At 70.7% G+C, this 25,471-nt stretch carries 23 protein-coding genes; all 23 read right to left on the reverse strand.

Going from position 1 to position 25,471, the window contains the following annotated elements; genetic code table 11:
* Positions 1-22 precede the first annotated feature (22 nt).
* Positions 23-607 carry a Trp biosynthesis-associated membrane protein gene (locus WFG93_RS06525; protein WP_336645504.1) on the reverse strand — a complete coding sequence of 195 codons (585 nt, stop codon included), beginning with the start codon at positions 605-607 and terminating at the stop codon, positions 23-25.
* A gap of 1 nt (position 608) precedes the next feature.
* A complete protein-coding gene (gene hisI / locus WFG93_RS06530; protein WP_336645505.1) occupies positions 609-962 on the reverse strand; it encodes a phosphoribosyl-AMP cyclohydrolase in 354 nt (117 codons plus the stop codon).
* Positions 959-1,723: an imidazole glycerol phosphate synthase subunit HisF gene (gene hisF, locus WFG93_RS06535; RefSeq protein ID WP_336645506.1), complete on the reverse strand. Its 765-nt coding sequence runs from the start codon at positions 1,721-1,723 to the stop codon at positions 959-961. The genes hisI and hisF overlap by 4 nt, the downstream gene beginning before the upstream one ends.
* Complete coding sequence (hisG, locus tag WFG93_RS06540) at positions 1,723-2,565, reverse strand: ATP phosphoribosyltransferase (RefSeq protein ID WP_336645507.1); 843 nt, start codon at positions 2,563-2,565, stop codon at positions 1,723-1,725. The genes hisF and hisG overlap by 1 nt, the downstream gene beginning before the upstream one ends.
* Before the next feature lie 41 nt (positions 2,566-2,606).
* Positions 2,607-2,870 (reverse strand): phosphoribosyl-ATP diphosphatase, encoded by a 264-nt coding sequence (locus tag WFG93_RS06545; RefSeq protein ID WP_336645508.1) that lies wholly within the window; start codon positions 2,868-2,870, stop codon positions 2,607-2,609.
* On the reverse strand, positions 2,867-3,547 hold the full coding sequence (gene rpe, locus WFG93_RS06550; RefSeq protein ID WP_336645509.1) for a ribulose-phosphate 3-epimerase: 681 nt from the start codon (positions 3,545-3,547) through the stop codon (positions 2,867-2,869). The genes WFG93_RS06545 and rpe overlap by 4 nt, the downstream gene beginning before the upstream one ends.
* A complete protein-coding gene (locus WFG93_RS06555) occupies positions 3,544-4,941 on the reverse strand; it encodes an RsmB/NOP family class I SAM-dependent RNA methyltransferase (RefSeq protein ID WP_336645510.1) in 1,398 nt (465 codons plus the stop codon). Before WFG93_RS06555 ends, rpe begins: the two co-directional genes overlap by 4 nt.
* Entirely contained in the window at positions 4,938-5,861 is a 924-nt protein-coding gene (gene fmt, locus WFG93_RS06560) for a methionyl-tRNA formyltransferase (RefSeq protein WP_336645511.1), read from the reverse strand. The genes WFG93_RS06555 and fmt overlap by 4 nt, the downstream gene beginning before the upstream one ends.
* Positions 5,862-5,902: 41 nt before the next feature.
* Entirely contained in the window at positions 5,903-7,873 is a 1,971-nt protein-coding gene (locus WFG93_RS06565) for a primosomal protein N' (RefSeq protein WP_336645512.1), read from the reverse strand.
* Between the two features lie 7 nt (positions 7,874-7,880).
* Positions 7,881-9,077 (reverse strand): methionine adenosyltransferase, encoded by a 1,197-nt coding sequence (metK, locus tag WFG93_RS06570; protein WP_336645513.1) that lies wholly within the window; start codon positions 9,075-9,077, stop codon positions 7,881-7,883.
* A 108-nt stretch (positions 9,078-9,185) separates the two neighbouring features.
* Complete coding sequence (gene rpoZ, locus WFG93_RS06575; RefSeq protein WP_336645514.1) at positions 9,186-9,440, reverse strand: DNA-directed RNA polymerase subunit omega; 255 nt, start codon at positions 9,438-9,440, stop codon at positions 9,186-9,188.
* 79 nt (positions 9,441-9,519) lie between these two features.
* Positions 9,520-10,440, reverse strand: coding sequence for a guanylate kinase (gmk, locus tag WFG93_RS06580; protein ID WP_336645515.1), 921 nt, complete (start codon positions 10,438-10,440; stop codon positions 9,520-9,522).
* The gene (pyrF, locus tag WFG93_RS06585) at positions 10,433-11,305 is read right to left on the reverse strand and encodes an orotidine-5'-phosphate decarboxylase (protein WP_336645516.1); all 873 of its coding nucleotides are present in this window, start codon (positions 11,303-11,305) and stop codon (positions 10,433-10,435) included. Before pyrF ends, gmk begins: the two co-directional genes overlap by 8 nt.
* Positions 11,305-14,589, reverse strand: coding sequence for a carbamoyl-phosphate synthase large subunit (gene carB / locus WFG93_RS06590; protein ID WP_336645517.1), 3,285 nt, complete (start codon positions 14,587-14,589; stop codon positions 11,305-11,307). Before carB ends, pyrF begins: the two co-directional genes overlap by 1 nt.
* The gene (gene carA / locus WFG93_RS06595) at positions 14,589-15,710 is read right to left on the reverse strand and encodes a glutamine-hydrolyzing carbamoyl-phosphate synthase small subunit (protein ID WP_336645713.1); all 1,122 of its coding nucleotides are present in this window, start codon (positions 15,708-15,710) and stop codon (positions 14,589-14,591) included. The genes carB and carA overlap by 1 nt, the downstream gene beginning before the upstream one ends.
* A gap of 71 nt (positions 15,711-15,781) precedes the next feature.
* Positions 15,782-16,288, reverse strand: a complete 507-nt coding sequence (locus WFG93_RS06600) for a PH-like domain-containing protein (RefSeq protein WP_336645518.1) — start codon at positions 16,286-16,288, stop codon at positions 15,782-15,784.
* The gene (locus WFG93_RS06605) at positions 16,285-17,607 is read right to left on the reverse strand and encodes a dihydroorotase (protein ID WP_336645519.1); all 1,323 of its coding nucleotides are present in this window, start codon (positions 17,605-17,607) and stop codon (positions 16,285-16,287) included. The genes WFG93_RS06600 and WFG93_RS06605 overlap by 4 nt, the downstream gene beginning before the upstream one ends.
* Positions 17,607-18,569 (reverse strand): aspartate carbamoyltransferase catalytic subunit, encoded by a 963-nt coding sequence (locus WFG93_RS06610; RefSeq protein ID WP_336645520.1) that lies wholly within the window; start codon positions 18,567-18,569, stop codon positions 17,607-17,609. Before WFG93_RS06610 ends, WFG93_RS06605 begins: the two co-directional genes overlap by 1 nt.
* Complete coding sequence (gene pyrR, locus WFG93_RS06615) at positions 18,566-19,096, reverse strand: bifunctional pyr operon transcriptional regulator/uracil phosphoribosyltransferase PyrR (protein ID WP_336645521.1); 531 nt, start codon at positions 19,094-19,096, stop codon at positions 18,566-18,568. The genes WFG93_RS06610 and pyrR overlap by 4 nt, the downstream gene beginning before the upstream one ends.
* Before the next feature lie 213 nt (positions 19,097-19,309).
* Positions 19,310-20,881, reverse strand: a complete 1,572-nt coding sequence (locus WFG93_RS06620) for a Rieske 2Fe-2S domain-containing protein (RefSeq protein ID WP_336645522.1) — start codon at positions 20,879-20,881, stop codon at positions 19,310-19,312.
* A 104-nt stretch (positions 20,882-20,985) separates the two neighbouring features.
* The gene (locus WFG93_RS06625) at positions 20,986-24,315 is read right to left on the reverse strand and encodes a DEAD/DEAH box helicase (RefSeq protein WP_336645523.1); all 3,330 of its coding nucleotides are present in this window, start codon (positions 24,313-24,315) and stop codon (positions 20,986-20,988) included.
* A gap of 50 nt (positions 24,316-24,365) precedes the next feature.
* Complete coding sequence (nusB, locus tag WFG93_RS06630; protein ID WP_336645524.1) at positions 24,366-24,776, reverse strand: transcription antitermination factor NusB; 411 nt, start codon at positions 24,774-24,776, stop codon at positions 24,366-24,368.
* Position 24,777: 1 nt separating this feature from the next.
* Positions 24,778-25,341, reverse strand: coding sequence for an elongation factor P (gene efp, locus WFG93_RS06635; RefSeq protein WP_336645525.1), 564 nt, complete (start codon positions 25,339-25,341; stop codon positions 24,778-24,780).
* Positions 25,342-25,471: the final 130 nt, after the last annotated feature.

The following is a 25,471-nucleotide window of genomic DNA, read 5'->3' on the forward strand; positions in this document are numbered from 1 at the left end:
CGTTGGGACCAGTCTATCCGGCTCAGTCCGTGGGATCGGTGCCGTGCGACAGGTCGTCCCAGGAATCGACGGCGTCGAGCGGCCCGCCACGGTGCTGGGCGGCATCGGGTGCGGTGCGGTAGCGCCGTCCGACGACGGGCCACCGACGCGCGGTGGCCAGCACGAAGACGGCCGCCGCCGCGAGCAGGGCCCAGCACAGCACCGCGATGACGGGCCAGGCCGTGGCGGGGGCGGCGGCGACGACGTCGCGCAGCGCTTTCTCACCGCCGAGGCCGGTTGCCTCGGTGACTGTCGCGGCGACCGCGGACAGCGGGGCCTCGCCGATCAGCGGCACGGTGCCGATCAGCAGCACGACTGCGGCCCCGAGTCCGAGCGCGGCGATGACCCAGCGCAGCACCGGCCCGGCGATGGAGAGGGCCGCACCGAGCGCGAGCACAGCGAGCGAGAGCGGGGCGAGCAGGGGGAACGCGTCCGCGCCGGCGACGCTGAGCGTCTCACCTGCGTCGGCGCGCTGCACGGCTGCCCACGTCTGCGTGGCGGAGATGATGCCCACGCCGCCCGCGAGCAGGAACGAGAGCACTCCGAGCATCCGCGCGCGTCGCAGCACGTCAGTCGCCTCCGCGCACGGTCAGGGCGCGTCCGTCGAAGCAGGTGCGTGTTCCGGTGTGGCAGGCGGCGCCGTGCTGGTCCACCTGCAGCAGGATCGTGTCGCCGTCGCAGTCGACGGACGCCGCCACCACCTGCTGGGTGTGCCCGGAGGTGTCGCCCTTGCGCCAGTACTCCCCGCGCGAGCGCGACCAGTACACCGCGCGTGCGCCCGTGAGGGTGCGCCGCAGCGCCTCGGCATCCATCCACGCGAGCATGAGCACCTCGCCGGTGTCGTGCTGCTGCACGATCACCGGGGCGAGGCCGGCATCGTTCCAGGCGACCCGCGCGATGTCCTCGTCGAGATGGCCGCTCACCGTCGCACCACCACCCCGCCCGCGTGCAGCGCGTCCTTGACCTCGGCGATCGACAGCTGGCCGCTGTGGAAGACGCTCGCGGCGAGGACCGCGTCGGCGCCGGCGGCGATGGCCGGAGCGAAGTCCTCGACGCGGCCGGCGCCGCCCGAGGCGATCACCGGAACGGCGGAGGCATCCCGCATCAGCCGCACGAGATCGAGGTCGAAGCCGTCCTTCGTCCCGTCCGCGTCGATGGAGTTCACCAGCAGCTCGCCCGCGCCGCGGTCGATCGCCTCACGCGCCCACTCCACGGCGTCCAGACTGGTCGCGGTGCGGCCGCCGTGCGTGGTCACGACGAACCCCGACGGGGTGCCGGGCGCGCGCTTGACGTCGAGCGAGAGCACGAGCACCTGCGCGCCGAAGCGGTCGGCGATCTCGTCGATCAGGGCCGGGCGGGCGATGGCGGCGGAGTTCACGCCGACCTTGTCGGCGCCGACCGACAGCAGGCGCGCGACGTCGTCCACGCTGCGCACTCCCCCGCCGACGGTGAGCGGGACGAACACGTTCTCCGCGGTGCGCTGCACCACGTCGTACGTCGTGGAGCGGTCGTCGACGGTCGCGGTCACGTCGAGGAAGGTGATCTCGTCCGCGCCCTGCGCGGCGTAGTGCGCGGCGAGTTCGACGGGATCGCCCATGTCGCGCAGGTTCTGGAAGTTCACGCCCTTGACGACGCGTCCAGCGGCGACGTCGAGGCACGGGATGACACGGGCGGCGAGGGTCATCAGAGCCTCGCCGCGTGGATCGCGGTGACGAGGATGGCCCGCGCGCCCAGCGCGTACAGGTCGTCCATCACCTGGTTCATGCCCTTGCGCGGGATCATCACCCGCACGGCCACCCATTCCGGGTCGCGCAGCGGCGAGATGGTCGGCGACTCCCGGCCGCCGGCGATCGCGACGGCCTGGTCGACCAGATGCGCGGGCAGGTCGTAGTCCAGCAGCACGTACTGACGTGCGACCATCACCCCGCGCAGCCGTCGCAGCAGCCGGTCGGTGCCGGGCGCATCGCCGGGGCGGCTGATGAGCACCGCCTCCGACTCGATGATCACCGGTCCGAAGATGTCCAGTCCCGCCTGGCGCAGCGTGGTGCCGGTCTCGACCACGTCGGCGATGACGTCTGCGACGCCGAGCTGCACGGCGGACTCCACGGCGCCGTCCAGCGGCACCAGCGTCGCGCGCACCCCGTTCTCGCGGAGGAAGTCGTCCACGAGCCCCGGGTAGGCGGAGGCCACGCGCAAGCCCTCGAGGTCCTGGATGCTGTCGTAGCGCCCGGGAGGGGCGGCGAAGCGGAACGTCGAGCGGGCGAAGCCGAGCTGCTCGATCTCGCGCGCGTCGTCCTGGCGCACGTCGCGCAGCAGATCGCGCCCGGTGATCCCGACGTCGAGGGCGCCCGACGCGACGTAGGTGGCGATGTCGCGCGGACGCAGGTAGAAGAACTCGACGCCGCTGTCGGCGTCGATCACGTGCAGGGTCTTCGGGTCGCGGCGACCGGTGTAGCCGGCCTCGGCGAGCATCTCGGCGGCGGTCTCGGAGAGCGAGCCCTTGTTCGGAACGGCGATGCGCAGCATGGATGTCTTTCGTCTCGTGTGAACGGTCGTCTGAGCGGCGCTCACAGATGTCGGTAGACGTCCTCCAGGGTCAGGCCCTTGGCCAGCATCATCACCTGCAGGTGGTAGAGCAGCTGCGAGATCTCCTCGGCGGCGTTCTCATCCGACTCGTACTCGGCAGCCATCCACACCTCGGCGGCCTCTTCGACGATCTTCTTTCCGATCGCATGCACGCCGCGATCCAGCTGTGCGACGGTGCCCGAGCCCTCGGGGCGGGCCTGCGCGGTGGCGCTGAGCTCGGCGAACAGTTCGTCGAAAGTCTTCACGATTCCAGGCTAGCCGCTCGCGCACGCTCGCGAAGACCGATGACGGCGGCCTCGACGTCCGCAGCGCCGTACACCGCCGAGCCGGCGACGAAGGTGTCCGCACCTGCCGCCGCCGCCTGCGCGATCGTGTCGTCCGAGATGCCGCCGTCGACCTGCAGCCACACGTCGGAGCCGCGCCTGCGCGCCTCGTCGTGCAGCGCCCGCAGCTTCGGCATCGCCTCGGGCATGAAGCCCTGGCCGCCGAAGCCGGGTTCGACCGTCATCACGAGGATCTGATCGAACTCGTCGAGCATGTCGTACAGCGCCTCCCCCGCGGTACCGGGCTTGATCGCGACCCCCGCGCGCGCGCCGATCGCACGCAGCCGACGCGCCAGGCCCACCGGGTCGGCGGCGGCCTCCAGGTGGAAGGTCACGCTGGCGACGCCGAGCTCGGCATAGCCGGGCGCCCAGCGATCGGGGTCGGTGATCATCAGATGCACGTCCAGCGGTATGGGGCTGGTGGCCTGGATGCGCTCGACCATCTGCGGTCCGAACGTGAGGTTCGGCACGAAGTGGTTGTCCATCACGTCCACATGCGCGAAGTCCGCCGACGCGATGCGGGCGAGCTCGGCCTGCATGTTCGCGAAGTCAGCGGCGAGGATGCTCGGGTTGATGCGCGGTGCGGCGGGGAGGGTCACGGGTGCGTCCTTTCCAGATCGGTGCGCTGCAGCAGCGCGAGGTACATCGCGTCGGTGCCGTGGCGGTGCGGCCACAGCTGCACGCTTCTGGCCCCGGGTGCGTCGGTGCCGCGCGGCGCGAGATCGATGGGCGACTGCGCGAGCCCGGTCATCACCGCCCGGCTGTCGAGCTCGGTGAGATCGTCGCGGCGACGCAGGATCTCGGCGACGACCCCGGTGGTCTCGGCCAGGTGCGGCGAGCAGGTGGCGTAAGCGACGATGCCGCCCGGTGCGAGGGCGTCCACAGCCGCGTCCAGCAGTTCGGTCTGCAGCTCGACGAGCGCGGCGACGTCGGCGGGCGACTTGCGCCAGCGCGCCTCGGGGCGCCGGCGCAGCGCGCCGAGGCCCGTGCAGGGCGCGTCGACAAGGATGCGGTCGAAGGATGCCGGATACCGCTGCGCCAGCATCCGCCCGTCGCTCTCGTGCACGGGCACGTCGACCGGCAGCGGCCGCACGGCCTGGCGGACGAGCCGGGCGCGGGCGGGAACGACCTCGTTTGCCTCCAGCGCAGCGCCGCCCCGGTGCGCGAGCGCGGCGAGCATCGCCGTCTTACCGCCCGGACCGGCGCACAGATCGAGCCAGCGCTCCCCCGCACGCACCGGTGCCGCCGCCGCGAGGGCGAGGGCGATGAGCTGGGAGCCCTCGTCCTGCACCCGCACCGCGCCGTCAGCGTGCTCGATCGCCTCGCGCGGATCGCCGCCCGGTGAGCCGTATGCGGTCGCGGCGTAGGGCCGGCGGGGTTCGCCCGGCTCGGCGAGGCCCGGCAGCGCGGCGAGCGTGACCTCGGGCGCCGCATTGTCGGCCTGCAGCAGCGCGTCGAGCTCGTCGACCCGCCCTTCGGCCGCCAGCGCGCGTCGCAGCGCGCGGATCACCCAGACCGGGTGCGCGCTGCGCAGTGCCAGCCGTTCATCGTCGGAGCGTGCAGCGGACTCGATGCGATCCTGCCACCCGGCGGCGTCGTCGCGACCGATCCGGCGCAGCACGGCGTTGGCGAATCCGGCGGCGCCGCGGCCGACCTCGGCCGCCACAAGGTTCACGGACTCGTTGACCGCCGCGTGCGCAGCGACCCGCGTGGCGAGCAGCTGGTGCGCACCGAGTCGCAGCGCGTCGAGCACCGCCGGATCGATGTCCGCGATCGGGCGCCTAGCGGCGTCGGCGATGATGGCGTCATAGGTTCCGCGACGGCGCAGCGTGCCGTAGGCGAGCTCGGTGGCCAGCGCCGCGTCGGCGCCGCTGAGTCCGGCATCGCCGATCAGCTTCGGCAGCAGGAGATTCGCGTAGGCGTCGTCGTCCGAGACGGCCCGAAGGACGTCGTAGGCCACCCAGCGGGCGGCCTGGATCTTCGGTGCACTCATGAGCCGGCCCTCAGCGAGTCGGTGTCGCGCTGCCCGCGCCACCAGTCCGCGGCGTTCATGGCGCCCTTTCCGGCCGGCTGCACGCGCGTCACCTCGAGCGCCTCGGTGGCCGTGCCGATGAGCACACCGTTCTTCGTCCCGCGCATCTCCCCCGGGCCGAGCCGGTCGACGAGCGGTGCGGCAGGGGTCGCGGCGACGATCTTCAGACGCGCGCCGTCGAGGGTGGTGTGCGCCCCGGGTTCGGGGGTCGTCCCGCGATACCGGGCGTGCACGGCGTCGAGGGGCAGGGTCCAGTCCAGCACGCCGTCCTCGAGCGTCAGCTTCGGCGCGAGCGTCGGCTCGCCCTGCTGGGGATGCGCCCGTGCGGAGCCGTCTGCGATGCCGGCGACGACGTCCGCGGTCAGCGCCGCGCCGTCCTTCGCCAGCACGTCGAGGGCGACGTCGGCGGTGGACTGCGCCGGAACCGCCACGGCGCGCATCGCGAACACGTCACCGGCATCGAGCGCGGGCACGAGCTGGAACACGCTCACGCCCAGTTCGCTGTCGCCTTCGATCAGCGCGCGCTGCACAGGCGCCGCGCCGCGCCAACGCGGCAGCAGCGAGAAGTGCAGGTTGATCCAGCCGCGCTCGGGCGCCGACAGCAGCGGATCGCGCACGATGCCGCCGTACGCGACGATCACGCCGAGCTCGGCGTGCAGGGCGGTGATGCGCTCGGTGACCTCGTCATCGAGTCGGGCGGCCTTGATCACGGCCAGGCCGAGCTCTTCGGCGGCGGTGGCGACGGGTGAGGGCGTGAGCACGCGCTTGCGCCCGAGGGGCGCGTCGGGGCGGGTGATGACCGCGACGAGCTCGTGCTGCGCCGCCAGGGCGCGCAGTGTGGGCACAGCCACGGCGGGCGTGCCCGCGAAGACGAGGCGCATGAAGGTTCTCCGGTCGGTGATGCTCTGCTCGGACGGATCGATCAGATGTCCGGTTCGAGGATATCGAGGTGCACCGAGAGCGGCACTCGGGCTCGCGTGCGTCCGCGGCGGCTCTGCGCGGCCTCGGCGACGACGGCGGCGCGCAGGGTGTCGGCCACGGTCTGCCCGGCGGCGTACGGGAAGCGCACCAGCGCCCTGACCCGCCCGTCGTCGTCGACGGGCACGGGACCGAGCACGGCGTCGCGCGTCAGACCGGTGGCGGCGAGGGCGTCGAGGGCGGTGCGCACGGATGCCGGAAGGCCCTCGATCTGCGCGACGCGTGCGGTCGGCGGCATGTGCAGGGGCAGACGCGCCGCGAGCTCGCTGCGCGCGTAGGCGGGGGCCGACCAGGTGGCCAGCGCTCGCGCGACCGGCCCGTCGACCCCGACGAGATGCACGGACGCACCGGGCGCCGCGAGAGCGGCGGCGTTCGACCACCAGCGCAGGCAGGACTCCGCGATGCGCAGCTCGGGGGCCTGCAGCATCCGCGCCCCGTCGAGCAGGATGACGGCGCGGTATCCGCCCTCGGCGATCGGCTCCGCGCCTCGCGTGGCGACGACCAGCGCGGGGCGGGCGTCGACGTGCTGCACGGGGTGCGCGCCGTCCGAGACGAGCACCCGCACGCCCGGGAAGGCGCGGCCGAGCTCGTCGGCGGTGCGCTCGGTGCCCGAGGAGGCCAGACGCACCTGGTCGGAGTCGCATTCCGGGCACCGCCAGGCATGCGCCGCGCGACCGCACCACGCGCACACCGGGACCGCCCCGCGTCGGCGCGCACCGAGCGGCCCGCCGCAGTGCCGGCAGCGCGCCGGGTGCCGGCAGGTGGCGCACACCAGCGTCGGGGCGAAGCCGGGACGCGCCACCTGTACGAGCACCGGCCCGTCAGCGATCGCCGCGCGGGCCGTGGCGAAGGCGGTGGACGGGATGCGCTGCGCGCTCTGCTCGAGCTCCTGCGCCGTGCTCAGCCGCACGTTCGGGATCACGCGTCTCGCGGCCGTGATGTCACGCAGCCAGCCGTGCTGGACGAGACGCTCGACGTCGGTGGAGCGCGTGTGCGCGGCGAGCAGCAGCGCGCCGCCCTCCTGCTCCTGTCGCAGCAGCGCCGCGTCGCGGGCGTGCACGTACGGCGCGAGCGGCTCGGCGAGCAGCGGGTCCCCGTCGTCCCAGATCGCCACCAGGCCGGCGCGCACCGGCGAGTACACCGCCGATCTGTTCCCGACGACCACGCAGGGCGCCGCGTCGAGGGTGCGCAGGAACGCGCGGTACCGGTCGGGATTCGACTGCCGCGCGTCGTGACGCACCACCGCTCCGGCGGGGAGCAGCCCGTCGAGGGCGGCCAGCAGCAGCTCCTGATCACGGTAGTCGGGCACGACGAGGACGCTCGAGCGGCCCTGAGCGAGCTGCGCGGTGGCGGCCGCGGCCAGCAGAGCCGCCCATCCGGGGGTCTCGCCGACCTGCACCGGGATCGCTTCGACGGCGGCCCGTCCGCTCTGCTCGATCACCTCCGCCAGCCCGTCGTACTGCCCGATGACGCCGTGGGCGTGCTGCAGCCGGTCCGGCTCGACGACAGCGGCTTCCTCGTCCGCGGTCCACGCCTTCTCCACCCGCACCTGCCGCTTCGGGATCGCCAGACGCAGCACGTCCGACGCCGATCCGGCTGCGCGATCGGCGGCCCGCCGCGCCAGGCGGTACAGCCGCTCCGGCAGCACCACGGTCGGCGAGACCACGCTCTCGATCTCGGAAAGGGTGCGCGTGGCATCCGGTTCGACGTCGATCTCGACGATGTAGCCGTCGATCACCCGCCCCGCCGTGCGCAGCGGCGCCTTGATCCGCACACCCGGTTCGACGTCGCCGAGCGCGTCGGGCACCGCGTAGTCGAACAGCCGATCCAGCTGCGGCAGCGGCGAGTCGATGAGCACTCGCGCGATGCGCCGGCCCTCGTTCGGCGGCGTCGGCTCGGCACGAGCGGCGGACATGGCCGCGTCAGAGTCCGGCAGCGCGACGCAGGTCGTCGGCGCGGTCGGTGCGCTCCCAGGTGAAGTCGGCCAGCTCACGACCGAAGTGGCCGTACGCGGCGGTCTGCGCGTAGATCGGGCGCAGCAGGTCGAGCTCCTCGATGATCGCCTGCGGGCGCAGATCGAACACGCTGGAGATCGCCTCGGTGATGGTCTCGTCCGAGACGCGGCCGGTGCCGAAGGTCTCGACGTACAGCCCCACCGGGCGCGCGACGCCGATCGCGTACGCGACCTGCACTTCGGCGCGGTCGGCGAGCCCGGCCGCGACGACGTTCTTCGCCACCCAGCGCATGGCGTACGCTCCGGAGCGGTCGACCTTCGAGGGATCCTTCCCGCTGAACGCGCCGCCGCCGTGACGGGCCGCGCCGCCGTAGGTGTCGATGATGATCTTGCGCCCGGTGAGCCCGGCATCGCCCTTCGGTCCGCCTGTCACGAACGGGCCGGCGGGATTGATGTAGTACTTCAGGTCGTCGGCGAGATCGAGGCCGGTCTGCTCGAGCACGGGATCGATCACGGATGCGCGCACGAGCTGCTTCAGCTCGTCCTGGGAGATGTCGGGGTGGTGCTGGGTGGACAGCACGACGGCGTCGACGGTCTTCGGAGTGAAGCCGTCGTAGCCGAGGGTCACCTGCGTCTTGCCGTCTGGACGCAGGAACGCCAGCTCGCCCGAGCGGCGCACCTCGGTGAGGCGCTCGGCGATCCGATGCGCCGTCCACGCCGCCATCGGCATGAGCTGCGGCGTCTCGTTTGTGGCGAAGCCGAACATGATGCCCTGGTCACCCGCACCGAGCTCGTCGCGCGGGTCTGTCGAACCCCCGTCGCGCTGCTCCTGCGCCTGGTCGACCCCGTTGGCGATGTCGGTGGACTGCTCGCCGACCGAGATGCTCACACCGCACGACGAGCCGTCGAACCCGGTGTCGCTGGAGGTGTAGCCGATGCCGTTGACGACGTCGCGCACGATCGTGGGGATGTCGACGTAGCCCTCGGTGCGGATCTCGCCCGCGACGTGCACGAGCCCGGTGGTGACAAGGGTCTCCACCGCCACGCGGGAGTCGCGGTCGACGGACAGCAGGCCGTCCAGGATGCTGTCGGAGATCTGATCGCAGATCTTGTCGGGATGGCCCTCGGTGACGGACTCGGACGTGAACAGGCGCAGCGCGCTCATCGATGCTCCAAACGGGTTGACGGGCGGAACCGGTGCGGCTCGACGCCAGTGTGCAGCAAGCCGCCGACATCCGCATGCGGATGTCGGCGGCTCAGCGTGCGGACGCGCTCACTCCGCGTGGCGGATGCGGAGCTTGTCCTCGTTGATCTCGTGCAGCGCGATCGTGAGGGGCTTGTCCTCGACCGAGGAGTCGACGAGGGGGCCGACGTTGTCGAAGAGGTTGCCCTCGTGCAGGTCGGAGTAGTAGTCGTTGATCTGGCGGGCGCGCTTGGACGCGTAGATCACGAGCTCGTACTTCGAATCGACGCGCTCGAGCAGGTTGTCGATGGGCGGGTCGATGATGCCGTTTTCGTGTGCAGCCATGGGGGACCTCCTGGTCAGGCGACGCTGTCGTCGGGTGACGACGTGTCGCGAAAATCGGTGCAGCGCGGCTTCACAGGGCTCAGAAGCCCGGCCGGCGCGCGGAGTCTGACGACAATTCTACGACCTCTTCGGCGGCGGTGGTGACGTCGGCGTTCACGACGAGGTAGTCGAACTCGTTCTGCGCGGCCAGTTCGATGCGCGCCGTGCGCAGCCGGCGGGCCCGCTCCTCCGCGTCCTCGGTGCCGCGGCCCACCAAGCGGTGCACGAGCTCGTCCCAGCTCGGCGGAAGCAGGAACACCAGGGATGCCATCGGCTCGGCGGCCCGCACCTGCCGCGCGCCCTGCAGATCGATCTCCAGCAGCACCGTCTTGCCCTCGGCGAGAGCCGCGTCGACCGGCCCGCGCGGCGTGCCGTAGCGGTGCTTGTTGTGCACCACCGCGTACTCCAGCAGCTGCCCGTCGGCGATGAGTCGATCGAACTCCGCGTCGTCGACGAAGAAGTAGTGCACGCCGTCGATCTCACCGGGGCGCGGCGCACGCGTGGTGGCCGAGACGGAGAGGTGGATCTCGGGGTGCGTCTCACGGATGCGAGCGGCGACGGTGCCCTTGCCGACCGCGGTGGGCCCCGCGAGCACGAGCAGCCGGCTGCGCGCCGGGCGGGGTCGGTGCGGCGGGAAGCGCTCGTCGAGCCACGCGCCCAGCGCACTGCGCTGTCGCACGCCGAGTCCGCCCAGACGCTTCACGGGTGCGATGTGCAGCTCGGCGAGTACCCGATCGCGCTTGCCCGCGCCGATCGCGGGCAGGGCCATCAGGAAGTCGGTGACGCGCATCGTGGCCGCGTCGGAGTCGGCATCCGCCATCGCGCGGCGCAGCACCTCCTGGGGGGCGACGACGCGCGTGGCGAGGTCGCGCTTCAGGGCCGCGCGGCCGCGCCGCCGCTCCAGCGCGCGACGCGATGCCGCAACGCGGTCCACCTCGGGCACAGCTGGGCGTTCAGTCACGGAGGACCTCCTGGTATCGCGCGTTGCGGGCGCTGATCGTCTCGGCGATTCGGCTGGGCCCGATCCCGAGGATACTGCGGCTCTCGCTCGCCAGCACCTGGCGGGCGACACCGCCGAAGCGGGCGGCGAGGTCTTCGGGGGCGGCCCCCTGTGCACCGAACCCCGGCGCGAGGATCGGCGCGCCCACGAGCAGGTCGTCGCTCAGGCCGAACTCGCTGCGATCGACGGTGGCGCCGATGACCAGACCGATCGGGCCCAGACCGAGCGAGCCGCCTGCGAAGGCCGCGGAGCCGTTGACCCAGGTGACATCGCGCACCACGCGCTGCGCGACGGTCTGCTCGTCACCGGCCGCTACGTCCACCGTGCGCGCGCTCTGCAGTGCCGCGGCCTCGGGGTTGCTCGTCGCGGCGAGCACGAAGACGCCCTTTCCGGCGCGGACCGCGGTGGTCAGCGTGTCGCGCAGCGACTCCGGTCCGAGGTAGGGACTGACGGTCACGGCATCGGCCTCGAGCGGCGCGCCGGGGGCGAGCCAGGCCGCGGCGTAGCCGGCCATGGTCGAGCCGATGTCGCCGCGCTTGGCGTCGGCGATCACGAGCAGGTGCGCGGCGCGCGCGGCTGCCATGACCTCCTCGAGCGCGGCGAAGCCGCGCGAGCCGAAGCGCTCGAAGAAGGCCACCTGCGGCTTCACGGCCGCGGCGCGGCCGGCCGCGGCATCGACCACGGCCAGACCGAACGCGCGCAGCCCCTCAGCATCCTGGCTCAGACCCCACTGCTCGAGCAGCGCGGCGTGCGGATCGATGCCCACGCACAGTGGTCCGAACCGCTGCATCGCCGCGTGCAGGCGCGCCCCGAACGACTCGGTCATCACGCTCCCTGACGATCCTGCGCGTACTCCTGCAGGCTGCGCACCCGGAAGCCCTCCTGAGTGGCATCCATTCCCGTCACCGCAGCGCCGAGCACCGCCATCGTGGTGAACAGCGCCTTGTCGGCGGCCACAGCGGCCGCGCGGATCTCATACCCGTCGGCGCGAGCCGCTCCCCCGCTCGGGGTGTTCACGACGATGTCGATCTCGCCGTCGTTGATCAGATCGACGATGTTGCGCTCACCGCTCTCCTGGGTCTCGCTGAACTTCGCCACGACCTGGGCGTCGATGCCGTTGCGTCCCAGGATCTCCGCAGTGCCCTCGGTGGCGACCAGCGAGAAGCCGAGCTGCTGCAGCCGATGCGCGGGCAGGATGACCTCGCGCTTGTCGGCGTCGGCGACGGAGATGAACACGGTTCCCGATGTCGGCATCCCGCCGTACGCGGCGGACTGGCTCTTCGCGAAGGCGGTCGGGAAGTCGCGGTCGATGCCCATGACCTCACCCGTCGAGCGCATCTCCGGGCCGAGCACCGAGTCGACGACCTTGCCGTCGTGGGTGCGGAACCGCTTGAACGGCAGCACCGCCTCCTTCACGGCCACCGGGGCGCCCAGCGGCACGCGGGATCCGTCCTGAGCCGGGAGCATGCCCTCGTCGATCAGCTCGGCGATCGTCGCACCAGCCATGAGGCGGCTGGCAGCCTTCGCCATCGGGATGCCCAGCGCCTTCGACACGAACGGCACCGTGCGGCTGGCCCGCGGGTTCGCCTCGATGACGTAGAGCACGCCGGCGCTGATCGCGAACTGCACGTTCAGCAGGCCGCGCACACCGACGCCCTGCGCGATCGCGAGCGTCGCCGTGCGCACGCGGTCGATGTCGGTGCGCCCGAGCGAGACGGGCGGCAGGGTGCAGCTCGAGTCGCCGGAGTGGATGCCGGCCTCCTCGAGGTGCTCCATGACGCCGCCGATGTACAGGTCGGTGCCGTCGTACAGCGCGTCCACATCCAGCTCGATCGCATCATCGAGGAAGCGGTCGACCAGCAGCGGCTTGCCCTCTTCGATCACCACCTCGCCGGCGGTGCGCACGAAGTAGTCGCGCAGTGAGGTGGTGTCGTAGACGATCTCCATGCCGCGGCCGCCGAGCACGAAGCTCGGACGCACGAGCACCGGGTAGCCGATGTCCTCGGCGATGCGCACGGCGCCGTCGACGTCGATCGCCGTGCCGTTGCGCGGGGCGACGAGCCCGGCGTCATCGAGCAGGCGCGCGAACAGCTCGCGCTCCTCGGCGAGGTCGATCGCGGCGGGGCTGGTGCCCAGCACGGTGTACCCGGCCGCTTCGATGCCCTTCGCCAGACCCAGCGGAGTCTGGCCGCCGAGCTGGCAGACCACGCCGAGGATCGTGCCGCTGCGCGCCTCCGCGTCGAGCACCTCGAGCACGTCCTCGAGCGTCAGCGGCTCGAAGTACAGGCGGTCCGAGGTGTCGTAGTCGGTCGAGACCGTCTCGGGGTTGCAGTTGACCATGACGGTCTCGTAGCCGGCATCCGATAGCGCGAACGACGCGTGCACGCACGAGTAGTCGAACTCGACGCCCTGCCCGATGCGGTTCGGACCCGAGCCGATGATGACGACCTTGGTGCGCTCACTGGGCGCGACCTCTGTCTCGAAGTCGTAGCTCGAGTAGTGGTACGGGGTGAGGGCCGGGAACTCCCCTGCGCACGTGTCGACGGTCTTGAACACCGGGCGCACGTCGAGACCGTGGCGGATCGAGCGCACCTCGGCCTCGGTGACCCCGCGCAGCTCGGCGATCTGCAGGTCGGAGAAGCCGTGCTCCTTCGCGTGGCGCAGCGTGGTGGCATCCAGGTCGGTGGCGGCGGCGACGGATGCCGCGACCTCGTTGATCAGCACGATCTGGTCCAGGAACCACGGGTCCATGGCGGTCGCGTCGAACGCCTGCTCGATCGTGGCGCCCTTGCGCAGCGCCTGCTGCAGCACCACGATGCGTCCGTCGGTCGGGATCTTCGCGACCTCGAGCAGCTCGTCGACCGAGCGGCTCTCCTCGCCCCAGTGGAAGCTCGAGCCGCGCTTCTCGAGCGAGCGCAGCGCCTTCTGCAGCGCGGTCGTGTAGTTGCGGCCGATCGCCATGGCCTCGCCGACCGACTTCATGGTCGTGGTGAGTGTGGCATCCGCGGCGGGGAACTTCTCGAACGCGAACCGCGGCACCTTCACCACGACGTAGTCGAGGGCGGGCTCGAAGCTGGCGGGGGTCACGCCGGTGATGTCGTTGGGGATCTCGTCGAGGCGGTAGCCCAGCGCGAGCTTCGCGGCGAGCTTGGCGATCGGGAAGCCGGTGGCCTTCGACGCGAGGGCCGACGAGCGGGACACGCGGGGGTTCATCTCGATGACGATGATGCGCCCGTTGGTCGGGTCGACGGCGAACTGGATGTTGCAGCCGCCGGTGTCGACGCCCACCGAGCGGATGATGTCGATCGAGATGTCGCGCATCTTCTGGTACTCGCGGTCGGTGAGCGTGAGCGCCGGAGCGACGGTGATCGAGTCGCCGGTGTGCACGCCGACCGGGTCGACGTTCTCGATCGAGCAGACCACCACCGTGTTGTCGGCGGTGTCGCGCATGAGCTCGAGCTCGTACTCCTTCCACCCGAGGATCGATTCCTCGAGCAGCACCTCGTTGGTCGGGGAGTCGTGCAGGCCCGCGCCGCCGATGCGGCGCAGGTCGGTCTCGTCGTAGGCGAAGCCCGAGCCCAGGCCGCCCATCGTGAAGCTCGGGCGCACGACGAGCGGGTAGCCGAGCTGTTCGGCGCCGGCGAGCAGCTCGTCCATCGTGTGGCAGATGACCGACTTGGCAACGTCCGCGCCGGCCTCGAGCACCAGCTCCTTGAAGACCTGCCGGTCCTCACCGCGGCGGATCGCGTCGACGCGCGCGCCGATCAGCTCGACGTCGTACTTCTCCAGGATGCCGCGCTCGTGCAGCGCCATGGCGGCGTTGAGCGCGGTCTGGCCGCCGAGGGTGGGCAGGATGGCATCCGGCTTCTCCTTCGCGATGATCGTCTCGATGACCTCGGGGGTGATCGGCTCGATGTAGGTCGCGTCGGCGAAGTCCGGGTCGGTCATGATCGTCGCCGGGTTGGAGTTGACGAGGATGACGCGCACGCCCTCCTCGCGCAGCACCCGGCACGCCTGGGTGCCGGAGTAGTCGAACTCGCAGGCCTGGCCGATGACGATGGGGCCGGAGCCGATGACCAGGACGGATGAGATGTCTTCGCGCTTCGGCATCAGTTGGCGCCCTTCTTGCTGGCGAGGACGAGCTCGCGGAATCGGGTGAAGAGATAGTGGGCGTCGTGCGGACCCGCCGCCGCCTCCGGGTGGTACTGCACGGAGAACGCCGGGATGTCGAGTGCGCGCAGCCCCTCGACGACCTGGTCGTTGAGCCCGACGTGGCTCACCTCGACCCGGCCGTAGCCCTGCGGGCTCTCGAACACCTCGTCGATGGGCGCCTCGACGGCGAACCCGTGGTTGTGCGCGGTGATCTCCACCCGTCCGGTGGCCTTGTCCACGACGGGCTGGTTGATGCCGCGGTGCCCGAAGGTGAGCTTGTACGTGCCCAGCCCGAGCGCGCGACCGAAGAGCTGGTTGCCGAAGCAGATGCCGAAGTACGGGATGCGGGCGTCGAGCACCTGACGCAGCACGGCGACCTGCTGATCGGAGGCCGCCGGGTCGCCGGGGCCGTTGGAGTAGAAGACGGCGTCGGGTTCTACGGCCGCGATGTCGGCGAACGCGGCCGACTGCGGCAGGACGTGCACGTCGAAGCCGAGGGCGGCGAGGTTGTCGAGGGTGGACTGCTTGACCCCGAGGTCGAGCACGGCGACGTTGCCGACGCGCTCGGTGCTGGCCGGGATGACCCTCGTCTCGGTCACCGAAACGGTCGAGGACAGGTTCTGACCCGCCATCTCGGGCGCGGCGCTGACCCGGCGCAGCTGCTCGTCGGCTTCCAGGGCGGCGTCGGCGCCCGAGAAGATGCCGCCGCGCATGGCACCGGCGTCGCGGATGCGGCGGGTGAGAGCGCGCGTGTCGATGCCGCTGATGCCCACGATGCCCTCGCGCACCAGAGCGTCGTCGAGGGATTCCTCGGCCCGCCAGCTGGACACGCGTCGGGCGGGGTCTCGCACGATGTAGCCGGCGACCCAGATGCGCGACGACTCCTCGTCCTCGCGGTTCATGCCGGTGTTGCCGATGTGCGGCGCGGTCTGCAGCACGATCTGTCCGGCGTAGGACGGGTCGGTCAGCGTCTCCTGGTAGCCGGACATGCCGGTGGCGAAGACGACCTCGCCGAGCGTGGTGCCGCGTGCGCCGTAGGCACGGCCCTGGTAGCGGGTGCCGTCCTCGAGTACGAGCACGGCGGCGGTCTGCGTTCCTGAGGCGGCGGTCTGGGTTCCTGAGCTTGTCGAAGGGCCCTGGTCGGGGGATGTCACGAGTTCTCTCCGTTCTCCGGGGCGGCGCACAGGCGCTCGAGCTCCGGAAGGATGTCTGCGGGCCCGCCGGAGGCGAGCCGGATGAAGGAATCGACAGGGGTGCCGTCGGCCAGCTGCCAGACCAGGCGGATCAGGCCGTCGCGCTCCACGACGCGGTCGATGACGAGGTTGGTCCGGTCGGCGGCGATCAGCCGGGATGCGGCGAGGAATACCGTGGGCGCACCGTCGAGGCTGAGCGCCACCCCGCGATCGGTGAGCACGAGCTCCCCGCGCGCGCGGTAGGTGAGCGGGCGCACGGCCAGTCGCTCGAGCGGCTGATCGTGCTGCGTCGTCGCCACGTAGAGGATCTCGTGGCGGCCGGTCACCTCGGCGTGCTCGGGGACTCCGAGCGGTGCCGAGAGACCGGCGTCGCGTCGGAGTCGGCGGCGCCAGCCGAGGAACATCGCGACGAGGACGATCGCGGCGACGAATGCGATGACGAGCACCGCGGCCTCGCGGCTCACCGGACCTCGTTCTCCGTGTTGCGGGCGAGCTCCTCGACGAGGGCGCCGTCGTCGACGGTGAGGACACCGCCGTGGATGGTCGCGTGCACGCGCCCGGGCAGCTCCCGCCCGAGGTAGGGCGAGTTGTGGCTGCGCCCGTGCAGATCCGCCTCGGTGAACACGCCGGGGACGCTGGGATCGTACAGGGTCACGTGCGCGGGTCGGCCGACCTCGAGCGCGCCGAAGCCGTCCAGCCGCCCGATGCGCGCCGGCGCGGTGCTCATCACCCGTGCGACGTCCGACCAGTCCAGCTGGTCGGTGGCCACCATGGCCTGGTGCACGACGCGCAGCGCGCTCTCCAGCCCGACCATGCCGTTCGCGGCCGCCTGCCACTCGCACGCCTTGTTCTCGGCGGGGTGCGGCGCGTGGTCGGTCGCGACGATGTCGATGGTGCCGTCGGCCAGTCCGTCGCGCACAGCCTGCACGTCCTCGGCGGTGCGCAGCGGCGGATTCACCTTGTAGCGGGCGTCGTAGTCGCGCACGAGGTCGTCGGTGAGCAGCAGGTGGTGCGGGGTGACCTCGGCGGTGACCTGGATGCCGCGCTTCTTCGCCCACCGGATGATGTCGACCGATCCGGCGGTGGACAGGTGGCACACGTGCAGCCGCGAGCCGACATGCTCGGCGAGGAGCACGTCGCGGGCGATGATCGACTCCTCGGCGACCGCCGGCCAGCCGGCGAGTCCGAGCTCGGCCGACACGACGCCCTCGTTCATCTGCGCGCCCTCGGTGAGCCGCGGATCCTGCGCGTGCTGGGCGATGACGCCGTCGAACGACTTCACGTACTCCAGCGCGCGGCGCATGATCAGCGGATCCCACACGCAGAAGCCGTCGTCGCTGAAGACGCGCACCTTGGCACGGGAGCCCGCCATGGCGCCGAGCTCGGCGAGGCGCTCCCCCTTCTGCCCGACGGTGACGGCGCCGATGGGCTGCACTGTCGCGTATCCGGCTGCCTCCCCGAGCGCGAGCTCCTGCTCGACGACGCCGGCGGTGTCGGCGACGGGCTGGGTGTTCGGCATGGCGAAGACCGCGGTGAACCCGCCCGCCGCGGCGGCGCGCGTGCCGGTGAGCACGGTCTCGGACGCCTCGAACCCGGGCTCGCGCAGATGCGTGTGCAGGTCGACGAGGCCGGGCAGGGCAATCAGGCCGGCTGCGTCGATGACCCGCGCGCCGCTGCGGCTCAGGCCGGTGCCGATCTCGGCGATCGCGCCGTTCTCGATCACGATGTCCGCGCTGTCGCGCCCGAGCAGGTGGGCTCCTGCGATGACGAGGGTCTGACTCATCACACTTCTCCTCGTTCGTCGTTGCGCTCACCTGCGAGCAGCAGGTAGAGCACGGCCATGCGCACCGAGACGCCGTTGGTGACCTGCTCCAGCACCGTGGAGCGGGGGGAATCGGCCGCCTCGGACGAGATCTCGAGACCGCGGTTCATGGGGCCGGGGTGCAGCACAATGCTATCGTCCGGCAGCGACGCCGCCCGCACTGCGTCCAACCCCCACAGGCGGGAATACTCCCGCTCAGTGGGGAAATACGCGGCGTGCATCCGCTCCGCCTGGATGCGCAGCATCATGACGGCATCCGGGCCCTCCGCCAGCGCCTGGTCGAGGTCGTAGAGCACGCGCACCGGCCACTCCGAAACGTTCTGCGGCACGAGGGTGGGCGGCGTGACGAGGGTGACCTCGGCGCCCAGCAGCGAGAGCAGCCAGACGTTCGAGCGCGCCACGCGCGAGTGCAGCACGTCGCCGACGATCGCGACCCGCAGCCCGGAGAGGTCGCGGCCACGGCTGTCGGCCCCGAAGCGGCGCTTGCGGATCGTGTAGGCGTCGAGCAGCGCCTGCGTGGGGTGCTCGTGGGTGCCGTCGCCGGCGTTGACGACGCCGGCGGAGATCCAGCCGCTCGTCGCGAGTGTGCGAGGTGCTCCGGATGCCGAATGGCGCACGACCACGGCATCCGCCCCCATCGCCTGCAGGGTCTGAGCGGTGTCCTTCAGGCTCTCGCCCTTGGACACGCTGGAGCCCTTCGCGGCGAAGTTGATGACGTCGGCCGAGAGGCGCTTGGCCGCCGCTTCGAAAGAGATGCGCGTGCGCGTGGAGTCCTCGAAGAAGAGGTTGACCACGGTCTTGCCGAGCAGGGTGGGCAGCTTCTTGACCTGACGGGACTGCGTGTCGGCCATGTCCTCGGCCACGTCGAGGATGCGCAGCGCCTGCTCGCGGTCGAGGGTGCGGGTGTCGAGCAGGTGTCTCATGATTCGATCGTCACCTCGTCGGCGCCGTCCAGCTCGCGCAGGCGCACGTTCACGCGCTCTGAGCGGGCGGAGGGGATGTTCTTGCCGACGAAGTCGGGGCGGATCGGCAGCTCGCGGTGTCCGCGGTCGACGAGGATCGCCAGGCGGACGGCTGACGGCCTGCCGATGGACTGCAGGGCGTCGAGGGCGGCGCGGATGCTGCGGCCGGAGAACAGCACGTCGTCGACCAGGACGACCGTGCGGCCGTCGATGCCGTCCTCGGGGATCTCGGTGCGCTTCGGGGCGCGGGTGGGGTGCTTCGCCAGGTCGTCGCGGAACAGCGTGATGTCGAGCGAGCCGACCGGGATGTCGGTCTCGGCGATGCTCGAGATGATCGGACCGAGCCGTTCGGCGAGGGTCACGCCGCGGGTCGGGATGCCGAGCAGGACGAGTCCTTCGGCGCCGCGGTTGGATTCGAGGATCTCATGGGCGATGCGCGTCAGGGCACGAGCGATGTCGGCTTCGTGCAGCACTGTGCGTGCAGTCATCGGCCACTTCCCTTCTCCGCCTCTCTGGACGGGGTTAAAGGTTGGTGATGTCGACCAGTCTACCGAATGCGCGCCGGTGGCTGAGACCGAGCGTCCGTCGGTGTTTCACTCGGCGAAGGAGATCCACCGAGGGAAGGACGATTCCACGGGAATCCGACCTTCCTCGGTGCTTTCTCCTTCGCCGGGTGAATCAGGCGGGTGGACGTCTCGCGCTCAGGCGCCCAGGCGAAGCGCCTCCTCCGTCACCGGGCAGTGCTCGGCGCGGATCGGGTGGCCGGTCGTCGTCAGGCACTTGCCCGTCTTCAGGTCCCACTTCCAGTCGTGCATGCTGCAGGTGAGGATGCCGTCCTCGATCTTTCCGGTGCGGGTGAGGTCGGCGCGCAGGTGCGGGCAGCGTCGCTGCACGACCCAGTCGCCGATCTCGGCATCCTCGGTCTGGTCGGTCTGCTCCTGGTACCAGTTCTCGACGTATTCGATGCGATCCACCGAGAGGCACTTGAGGAATGTGGTGAGGAACTCGTTGAACTTGCCGCTGCGGCCCACCGAGAACTGCATCGACAGGAAGATCGAGTTCGACCAGTCGATCTCGTGGTCGCGGATGTTCGTCGAGACGAGATCGGCGGGGATCGTGTACCAGTAGATGCACTCCTCCCCCGCGTACTCGCGCACCTTCGCCTTGGGGAAGTCGACGACCATGTCCAGCTCGCCGATCCGGAAGCGCACATTGCCGCCGACGCCGAGGCGGATGGTGCGCGACTTCTTCAGCAGCGGCTCCCACCACTCCTTGATGGCCGCGAGCATCTCGGCCGGCGGGATGATCTCCGCGCGTGAGGCCTCCTCATCGCGGATCTCCTGCTGGCGCGTCGCGCGCTGCTCTTCGAGGTAGTCCCACTTCTCGTCGAAGATGTGGTCGATCTCGTCCTGGGTGTACAGGCTCTGCGACACGTTCATCTCACCGTGGTTCATCTCGACGACCGTGCCCGGGACGAACAGGTGCCCGTCGTACTGCGGCGCGAGCTCCTTCATGTGCGCCAGGAACTCCTTCTGATCGGTGAAGATCGAATCGTCGTCCTGGCCCTTGCCGTTGAAGCGGAACAGCTCGTCACGCAGGAACATCGGCGGCCCCGCCATCGGGAACACGTGCGGCGCGTCGACCTTCTCGATGTAGTACATGGCGCGCTTGTTCTGCGCTTCGCGCTTGAGCCGCGCGAAGTTCTGCTTCGCGTCCTGCGGCAGGTCGTAGACCATCGGCCACCAGATCGCGCCGGAGACCTGCGTGAAGTACGCCTCGGGCTTGCCGAACGACAGCAGAGCCTCGAGGTCGAGCGGGTGGGAGTCGTTCTGGTTGAGGATCGACGCGGTGCCGTCGTCGATGCTCAACGATGAGTCGCCGATCGGCCCGTCGCTGGGCGCGCGCAGCGGCGTGATCATGATCTTCAGCTCGCCGCGCTCGATCACCTGACCCGCCGGGGCGTAGGTGATGTTCTCGTATCCCAGCGCGCGGATGTCCTGCTCGAGGTCGTTGACCGGATACTCGGGCAGCAGCACCTCGATGTCCTTGCGGATGTACCTCTCCAGCAGACGCGGATCGAAATGGTCGCGGTGCCGGTGCGAGATGTACAGGAAGTCGGCTTCGCGCCCGAAGCGCTCCCAGTCGAGGCCGCGGTTATCGGGAAACGGGAACCACGAGCCGTAGAACGAGGGCCCGAGGACCGGGTCGCAGATGATGTTTCCGCCGACGGTCTCGATGAACATCCCGGCGTGGCCGAGTCCCGTGATCCGCATGTCTCTCCTCTGGGTGTGGACCGAACGATTCTACCGAGGCGTGGCTGAGCGGCGTCGGTGACCGGCCGTGCATATCCGGCTGACGTCACGTGCCCCCGGCGACGTCAGCCCTCGAGGAGTCCGCGGATGTCATCGGCGCTCAGCGCCTGCGCGAACAGCGCCTCGTCGTCCATGACCGCGGTGAAAAGCCGCGCCTTGCGCTGCTGCAGGGCGAGCACCTTCTCCTCGATCGTGCCCGCGGCGATGAGGCGGTACACGAACACGCGATGCGTCTGCCCGATGCGGTGGGTGCGATCGATCGCCTGGGCCTCGGCGGCCGGATTCCACCACGGATCGAGGAGGAAGACGTAGTCCGCCTCGGTGAGCGTGAGGCCGAACCCGCCGGCCTTCAAGCTGATGAGGAACACCGGCGCATCGCCGGCGCGGAACGCGTCGATCACGCCCTCACGCCGTCGCGTGGATCCGTCCAGGTACTCATACCGGATGCCGGCGGCACGCAGCCTCTCGGCGGCCATCTCGAGGTAGGAGGTGAACTGGCTGAACACGAGGGCGCGGTGGCCTTCGGCGCGCAGCTCCTGGACGTGTTCGAGCAGAACGTCGAGTTTGGCGGAGGTCTCGCCCGTGGCATCCGGATCGATCAGCTGGGGCGACAGCGCGAGCATCCGCAGCATCGTGAGCGAGCGGAAGACGATGAAGCGGTTGCGGTCGAGGTCGGCCAGCAGACCCAGCACCTTCTGTCGTTCGCGCTGCAGCACGGTGTCGTACATCGCGCGATGCGCGGGACTGAGGTCGACGAAGACCTCCTGCACCTGCTTCTCGGGCAGTTCTGCGGCGACCAGCTCCTTGGTGCGCCGCAGCATGAGCGGACGGATGCGGTGGCGCAGCCGCTCCAGTCGCCGCTGGCGGTACGGCGCGCCTTCCTCGTTCTCGGGCACCTTGCCCTGCTCGATGGGCTGCACGTAGTCCTCGCGGAACCGGCGCTTCGACGGGAACAGGCCGGGAGCCGTGAGCGAGAACAGCGCCCACACATCGGTGAGACTGTTCTCGAGCGGCGTGCCGGTCACGGCGATCTTCACGTCGGCCGCGAGATCGGCGAGGGCGCGGTGCACCTTCGTCGCGGGATTCTTGGCGAACTGCGCCTCGTCGATGATCGCGCCGGCCCACTCGACGCGTCCGTATTCTTCGGCATCCAGCCGCATGAGAGCGTACGAGGTGACGACGACGTCACTGCCCTGGGTGAGCTCGCTGATGCTCGCGGCGCGGCGCACGGCGGTCCCCTCCACCACGTGCACTCGCAGCCCCGGGGTGAAGCGCGCGGCCTCCCCGCGCCACGTGCCGAGCACCGACGTCGGCGCGACGACGAGGAAGGGACGCCGCTCCCCCGTCTCGCGCGCGTGTGCGATCAGCGCGAGCAGCTGGAGCGTCTTGCCGAGTCCCATGTCGTCGGCGAGGATGCCACCCAGGCGATGCCGCCACAGGAACGCCAGCCAGTCCAGACCCTGCTGCTGGTACGGGCGCAACTGGGCATGCAGTCCTCGCGGCGCAGCGGTCGACGGCACATGATCCACACCGCGCAGCCCTTCGGCCGTGGCTCGCCAGCTCACCGCCGGCTCGGACTCGTCGGCGAGGTCCTCGAAATCCTCCCAGAGCGCGCTCTGGTACCTGCTGATCCGGGGCGCGGTCTCCCATTCCGTGAGCGCGCCCGCCTCGTCGATGAGCTCACGCAGCCGCTGCAGGGCCGGGTGCGCGAGGGAGAAGTAAGTGCCGTCCACGAGCATGAGCTTCGTGCGGCGCAGGGCCAAGGCGGTGAACAGCGGTGCGAACGGGATGGCGTGCCCGTCGATGCGCACGATGATGCCCATGTCGAACCAGTCCGGATCGGTTGACTCCACGGTCGACACGGAGATCTCCGGGATGCCGGTGAGCTCGCGGTACTTCGTGCGCCGGCCGGTGACGACGACCTTGATCGCGCTGTCCTCGAATGCGGAGAGCACGTCGGCCGCCCATTCGGCCGCTGCGATCTGCTCGAGCTCCGCGCGCGGGCGGAACGGGGATGCGGTCCCGCCGCTCCAGATCGCCTCGATCTCGCGGGAACGACGATGCTCGGCGTCCGGGTCGCGGAACGGCTCGGCACCCGGGCCGAACAACACCGTCCCGTGCCCCGCGTACTCCCACTCGAACCGGTAGTCGATGCGGTGACCGGTGCGGAACGCCACACGGAGCACCGGCTCGGGCACCGCAAGAGGGGGAAGGGCCAGATCCTCGGCGGCGCGAACGGGGACCTGCCGAGCCAGGGCGGGATAGACCTCGCTGAGGAAGCCGGCGCGGTCCTCGCGGGGCACGTCGATGGGGTCGGCCGCGTTGATCGCAGCCAGCAGCGCCGGCGCGAGTACGACCGGCGCGAGCGTGACATCGATGCCGCCGCCCCGCAGCTGCCAGTGGTACAGGCCGATGCGGCCGATCGGGCGCAGGCCCGTCACCGGCGCGGGGTCGCCGTCGATCCTCGCCTCCACGCTGACGGTGACGCCGCCGTCGTCCGAGGGGTCGAGGCGCAGCGCGGTCTCCGCCGCCGCGGCGAAGCGCACGGTCGTGTGTTTCTGGGTGGGCACGATCGGGATGCCGGTCGCGCGCAGCGCGTCGAGGTGCTGCCACAGCAGCGACGACTCGACACGATCGAGCGCGATCCAGTCCCCTGCGGTGCCGGACAGCAGGGAATCGCGGGCGATGCTGAGGAAATCGGCGAACCATCGCACGTGATCGGCGCTGAAGCGACCCGAGGTCCGGCGCATCGAATCCCACGAGACATCGCCGTGGATCCACTTCCCCGTCGACCTGCTGCGCATGAGGGGACGCACCACGAGCATGATCTCGCCGTGCTCGCCGGCGAGATCGCGCGGCGTCGCCGAGCGCAGAGCCGCCGGTCCCCAGCGCTCGAGGGCGTTCCCCGACCGCACGCGCAATTCGATGCCGAGCGCGAGGCTCTCGCTCGTGACACCGGTCCCGGGTGCGCTCAGCAGCGCCCGCCAGGCCGGCTGCGGCGCCGGGCGCGCGAAGACGCCGAACTGCTCCCAGATATCGCGCGGCGGTGGGGGCGGTGGAGGCGGAGCCACCCTCACGGCATCCGACTCGCGGACGTCCTCTGCGGCGCCCTCCCCGGCATCCGCCCCGACGAGCACCGCGGCGACGACGTGCTTGCAGCCGGCGATCATCGGACAGGAGCAGCTGCTCGTCATGATGCGCGGACCGTCGAAGCGCACGCGGCACCGGTACGGCGCCCTCTCGCTGCCGAGCACTTCGGCGGTGAGCGCCTGCGCGGCGGCGTCCCAGCTCGCGCGCGCGACCCTGCCCTGGCGCGCGTAGTCGAGTCCTCGCTGGTACCCGCCATCGCCAGCGAGTTCGCGCAGCGCGGCCGTGTCCGGACGGGGAGAGCTCATGTCAGCATCCTCCCCGCCACCACCGACATGCGCTCAGCGGTGCGCGTGCGTCACACCGAACGCGCGATGCGTGCGAGCACACCGTGGACGAATGCGCCCGAGTCCTCGGTCGAGAGCTCCTTGGCCAGCTCCACGGCCTCATCGATCGCGACGGCGGTGGGCACCTCGTCGTTGTAGACGATCTCCCACGTGCCGATGCGCAGCAGGGCGCGGTCGACCGCGGGCATCCGCTCGAGGCGCCAGTCACGGCTGTGCGTGGTGATCTGCTCGTCGATATCGCCGCGGTTGTCGATGATCCCGTCGACGATGTCGCGCGCGTACAGCCAAGAGGCCTCGCGCGCCGGTTCGCTGGCCGCGCGCTTCGCAGCGGCAGCGAGGACGACGGCGATCTCCTCGCCGCGCACGTCGGCCGAGAAGAGGATGTCGAGGGCGCGCTTTCGCGCCTTGGTGCGGGCGCTCAAGTCAGTCGTTGACCCGGCCGAGGTAGTCACCCGTGCGGGTGTCGACCTTCACCTTGGTGCCCTGCTCGAGGAACAGGGGCACCTGCACCTCGTAGCCGGTCTCGAGGGTGGCGGGCTTGGTGCCCGCGGACGAGCGGTCGCCCTGCAGGCCCGGCTCGGTGTAGGTCACCTCGAGCACGACGGAGGCGGGCAGCTCGACGTACAGCGGGTTGCCGTTGTTGAGCGCGATCTGCACCTGCTGGTTCTCGAGCATGAAGTTCGCGGCGTCGCCGACCGTGGCCGCGGGCACGTTGATCTGGTCGTAGTCCTCCTGGTCCATGAAGACGAAGCTGTCGCCATCGGTGTACAGGTAGGTGAAGTCGCGACGATCGACGTTCTCGATCTCGATCTTCGTGCCGGCGTTGTAGGTCTTGTCGACCGTCTTGCCGGTGACGACGTTCTTCAGCTTGGTGCGCACGAACGCGCCGCCCTTGCCGGGCTTGACGTGCTGGAACTCCACGACGCTCCAGAGCTGCCCGTCGATCTTGATGACGACGCCGTTCTTGATGTCTGCGGTGGATGCCATGGTGGTGGGAGTCCGTTCATGTCGAAGGTTCGTCGGCCGGCGCGGATGCGCGCATCGAAGAGGGCCGAGGAACGATTCTATCGGATGCTGTTCCCGCGCTCCTGTGTGCGGTTTCCGGCCACCTCGCGCA

The sequence above is a fragment of the Microbacterium sp. USHLN186 genome, assembly GCF_037145155.1.
Lineage (GTDB): Bacteria > Actinomycetota > Actinomycetes > Actinomycetales > Microbacteriaceae > Microbacterium.

Coding starts and splice junctions, on each gene's coding strand:
- rpoZ (WP_336645514.1), bottom strand. CDS start 9,440: ATGGCTGCACACGAAAACGGCATCATCGACCCGCCCATCGACAACCTG.
- WFG93_RS06620 (WP_336645522.1), bottom strand. CDS start 20,881: ATGCGGATCACGGGACTCGGCCACGCCGGGATGTTCATCGAGACCGTC.
- carB (WP_336645517.1), bottom strand. CDS start 14,589: ATGCCGAAGCGCGAAGACATCTCATCCGTCCTGGTCATCGGCTCCGGC.
- pyrF (WP_336645516.1), bottom strand. CDS start 11,305: ATGACCGAGTCGTTCGGGGCGCGCCTGCACGCGGCGATGCAGCGGTTC.
- fmt (WP_336645511.1), bottom strand. CDS start 5,861: ATGCGCCTCGTCTTCGCGGGCACGCCCGCCGTGGCTGTGCCCACACTG.
- WFG93_RS06610 (WP_336645520.1), bottom strand. CDS start 18,569: ATGAGACACCTGCTCGACACCCGCACCCTCGACCGCGAGCAGGCGCTG.
- hisG (WP_336645507.1), bottom strand. CDS start 2,565: ATGCTGCGCATCGCCGTTCCGAACAAGGGCTCGCTCTCCGAGACCGCC.
- pyrR (WP_336645521.1), bottom strand. CDS start 19,096: ATGACTGCACGCACAGTGCTGCACGAAGCCGACATCGCTCGTGCCCTG.
- efp (WP_336645525.1), bottom strand. CDS start 25,341: ATGGCATCCACCGCAGACATCAAGAACGGCGTCGTCATCAAGATCGAC.
- WFG93_RS06605 (WP_336645519.1), bottom strand. CDS start 17,607: ATGAGTCAGACCCTCGTCATCGCAGGAGCCCACCTGCTCGGGCGCGAC.
- WFG93_RS06625 (WP_336645523.1), bottom strand. CDS start 24,315: ATGAGCTCTCCCCGTCCGGACACGGCCGCGCTGCGCGAACTCGCTGGC.
- WFG93_RS06555 (WP_336645510.1), bottom strand. CDS start 4,941: ATGAGTGCACCGAAGATCCAGGCCGCCCGCTGGGTGGCCTACGACGTC.
- hisF (WP_336645506.1), bottom strand. CDS start 1,723: ATGACCCTCGCCGCCCGTGTCATCCCGTGCCTCGACGTCGCCGCTGGA.
- metK (WP_336645513.1), bottom strand. CDS start 9,077: ATGAGCGCGCTGCGCCTGTTCACGTCCGAGTCCGTCACCGAGGGCCAT.
- WFG93_RS06565 (WP_336645512.1), bottom strand. CDS start 7,873: ATGTCCGCCGCTCGTGCCGAGCCGACGCCGCCGAACGAGGGCCGGCGC.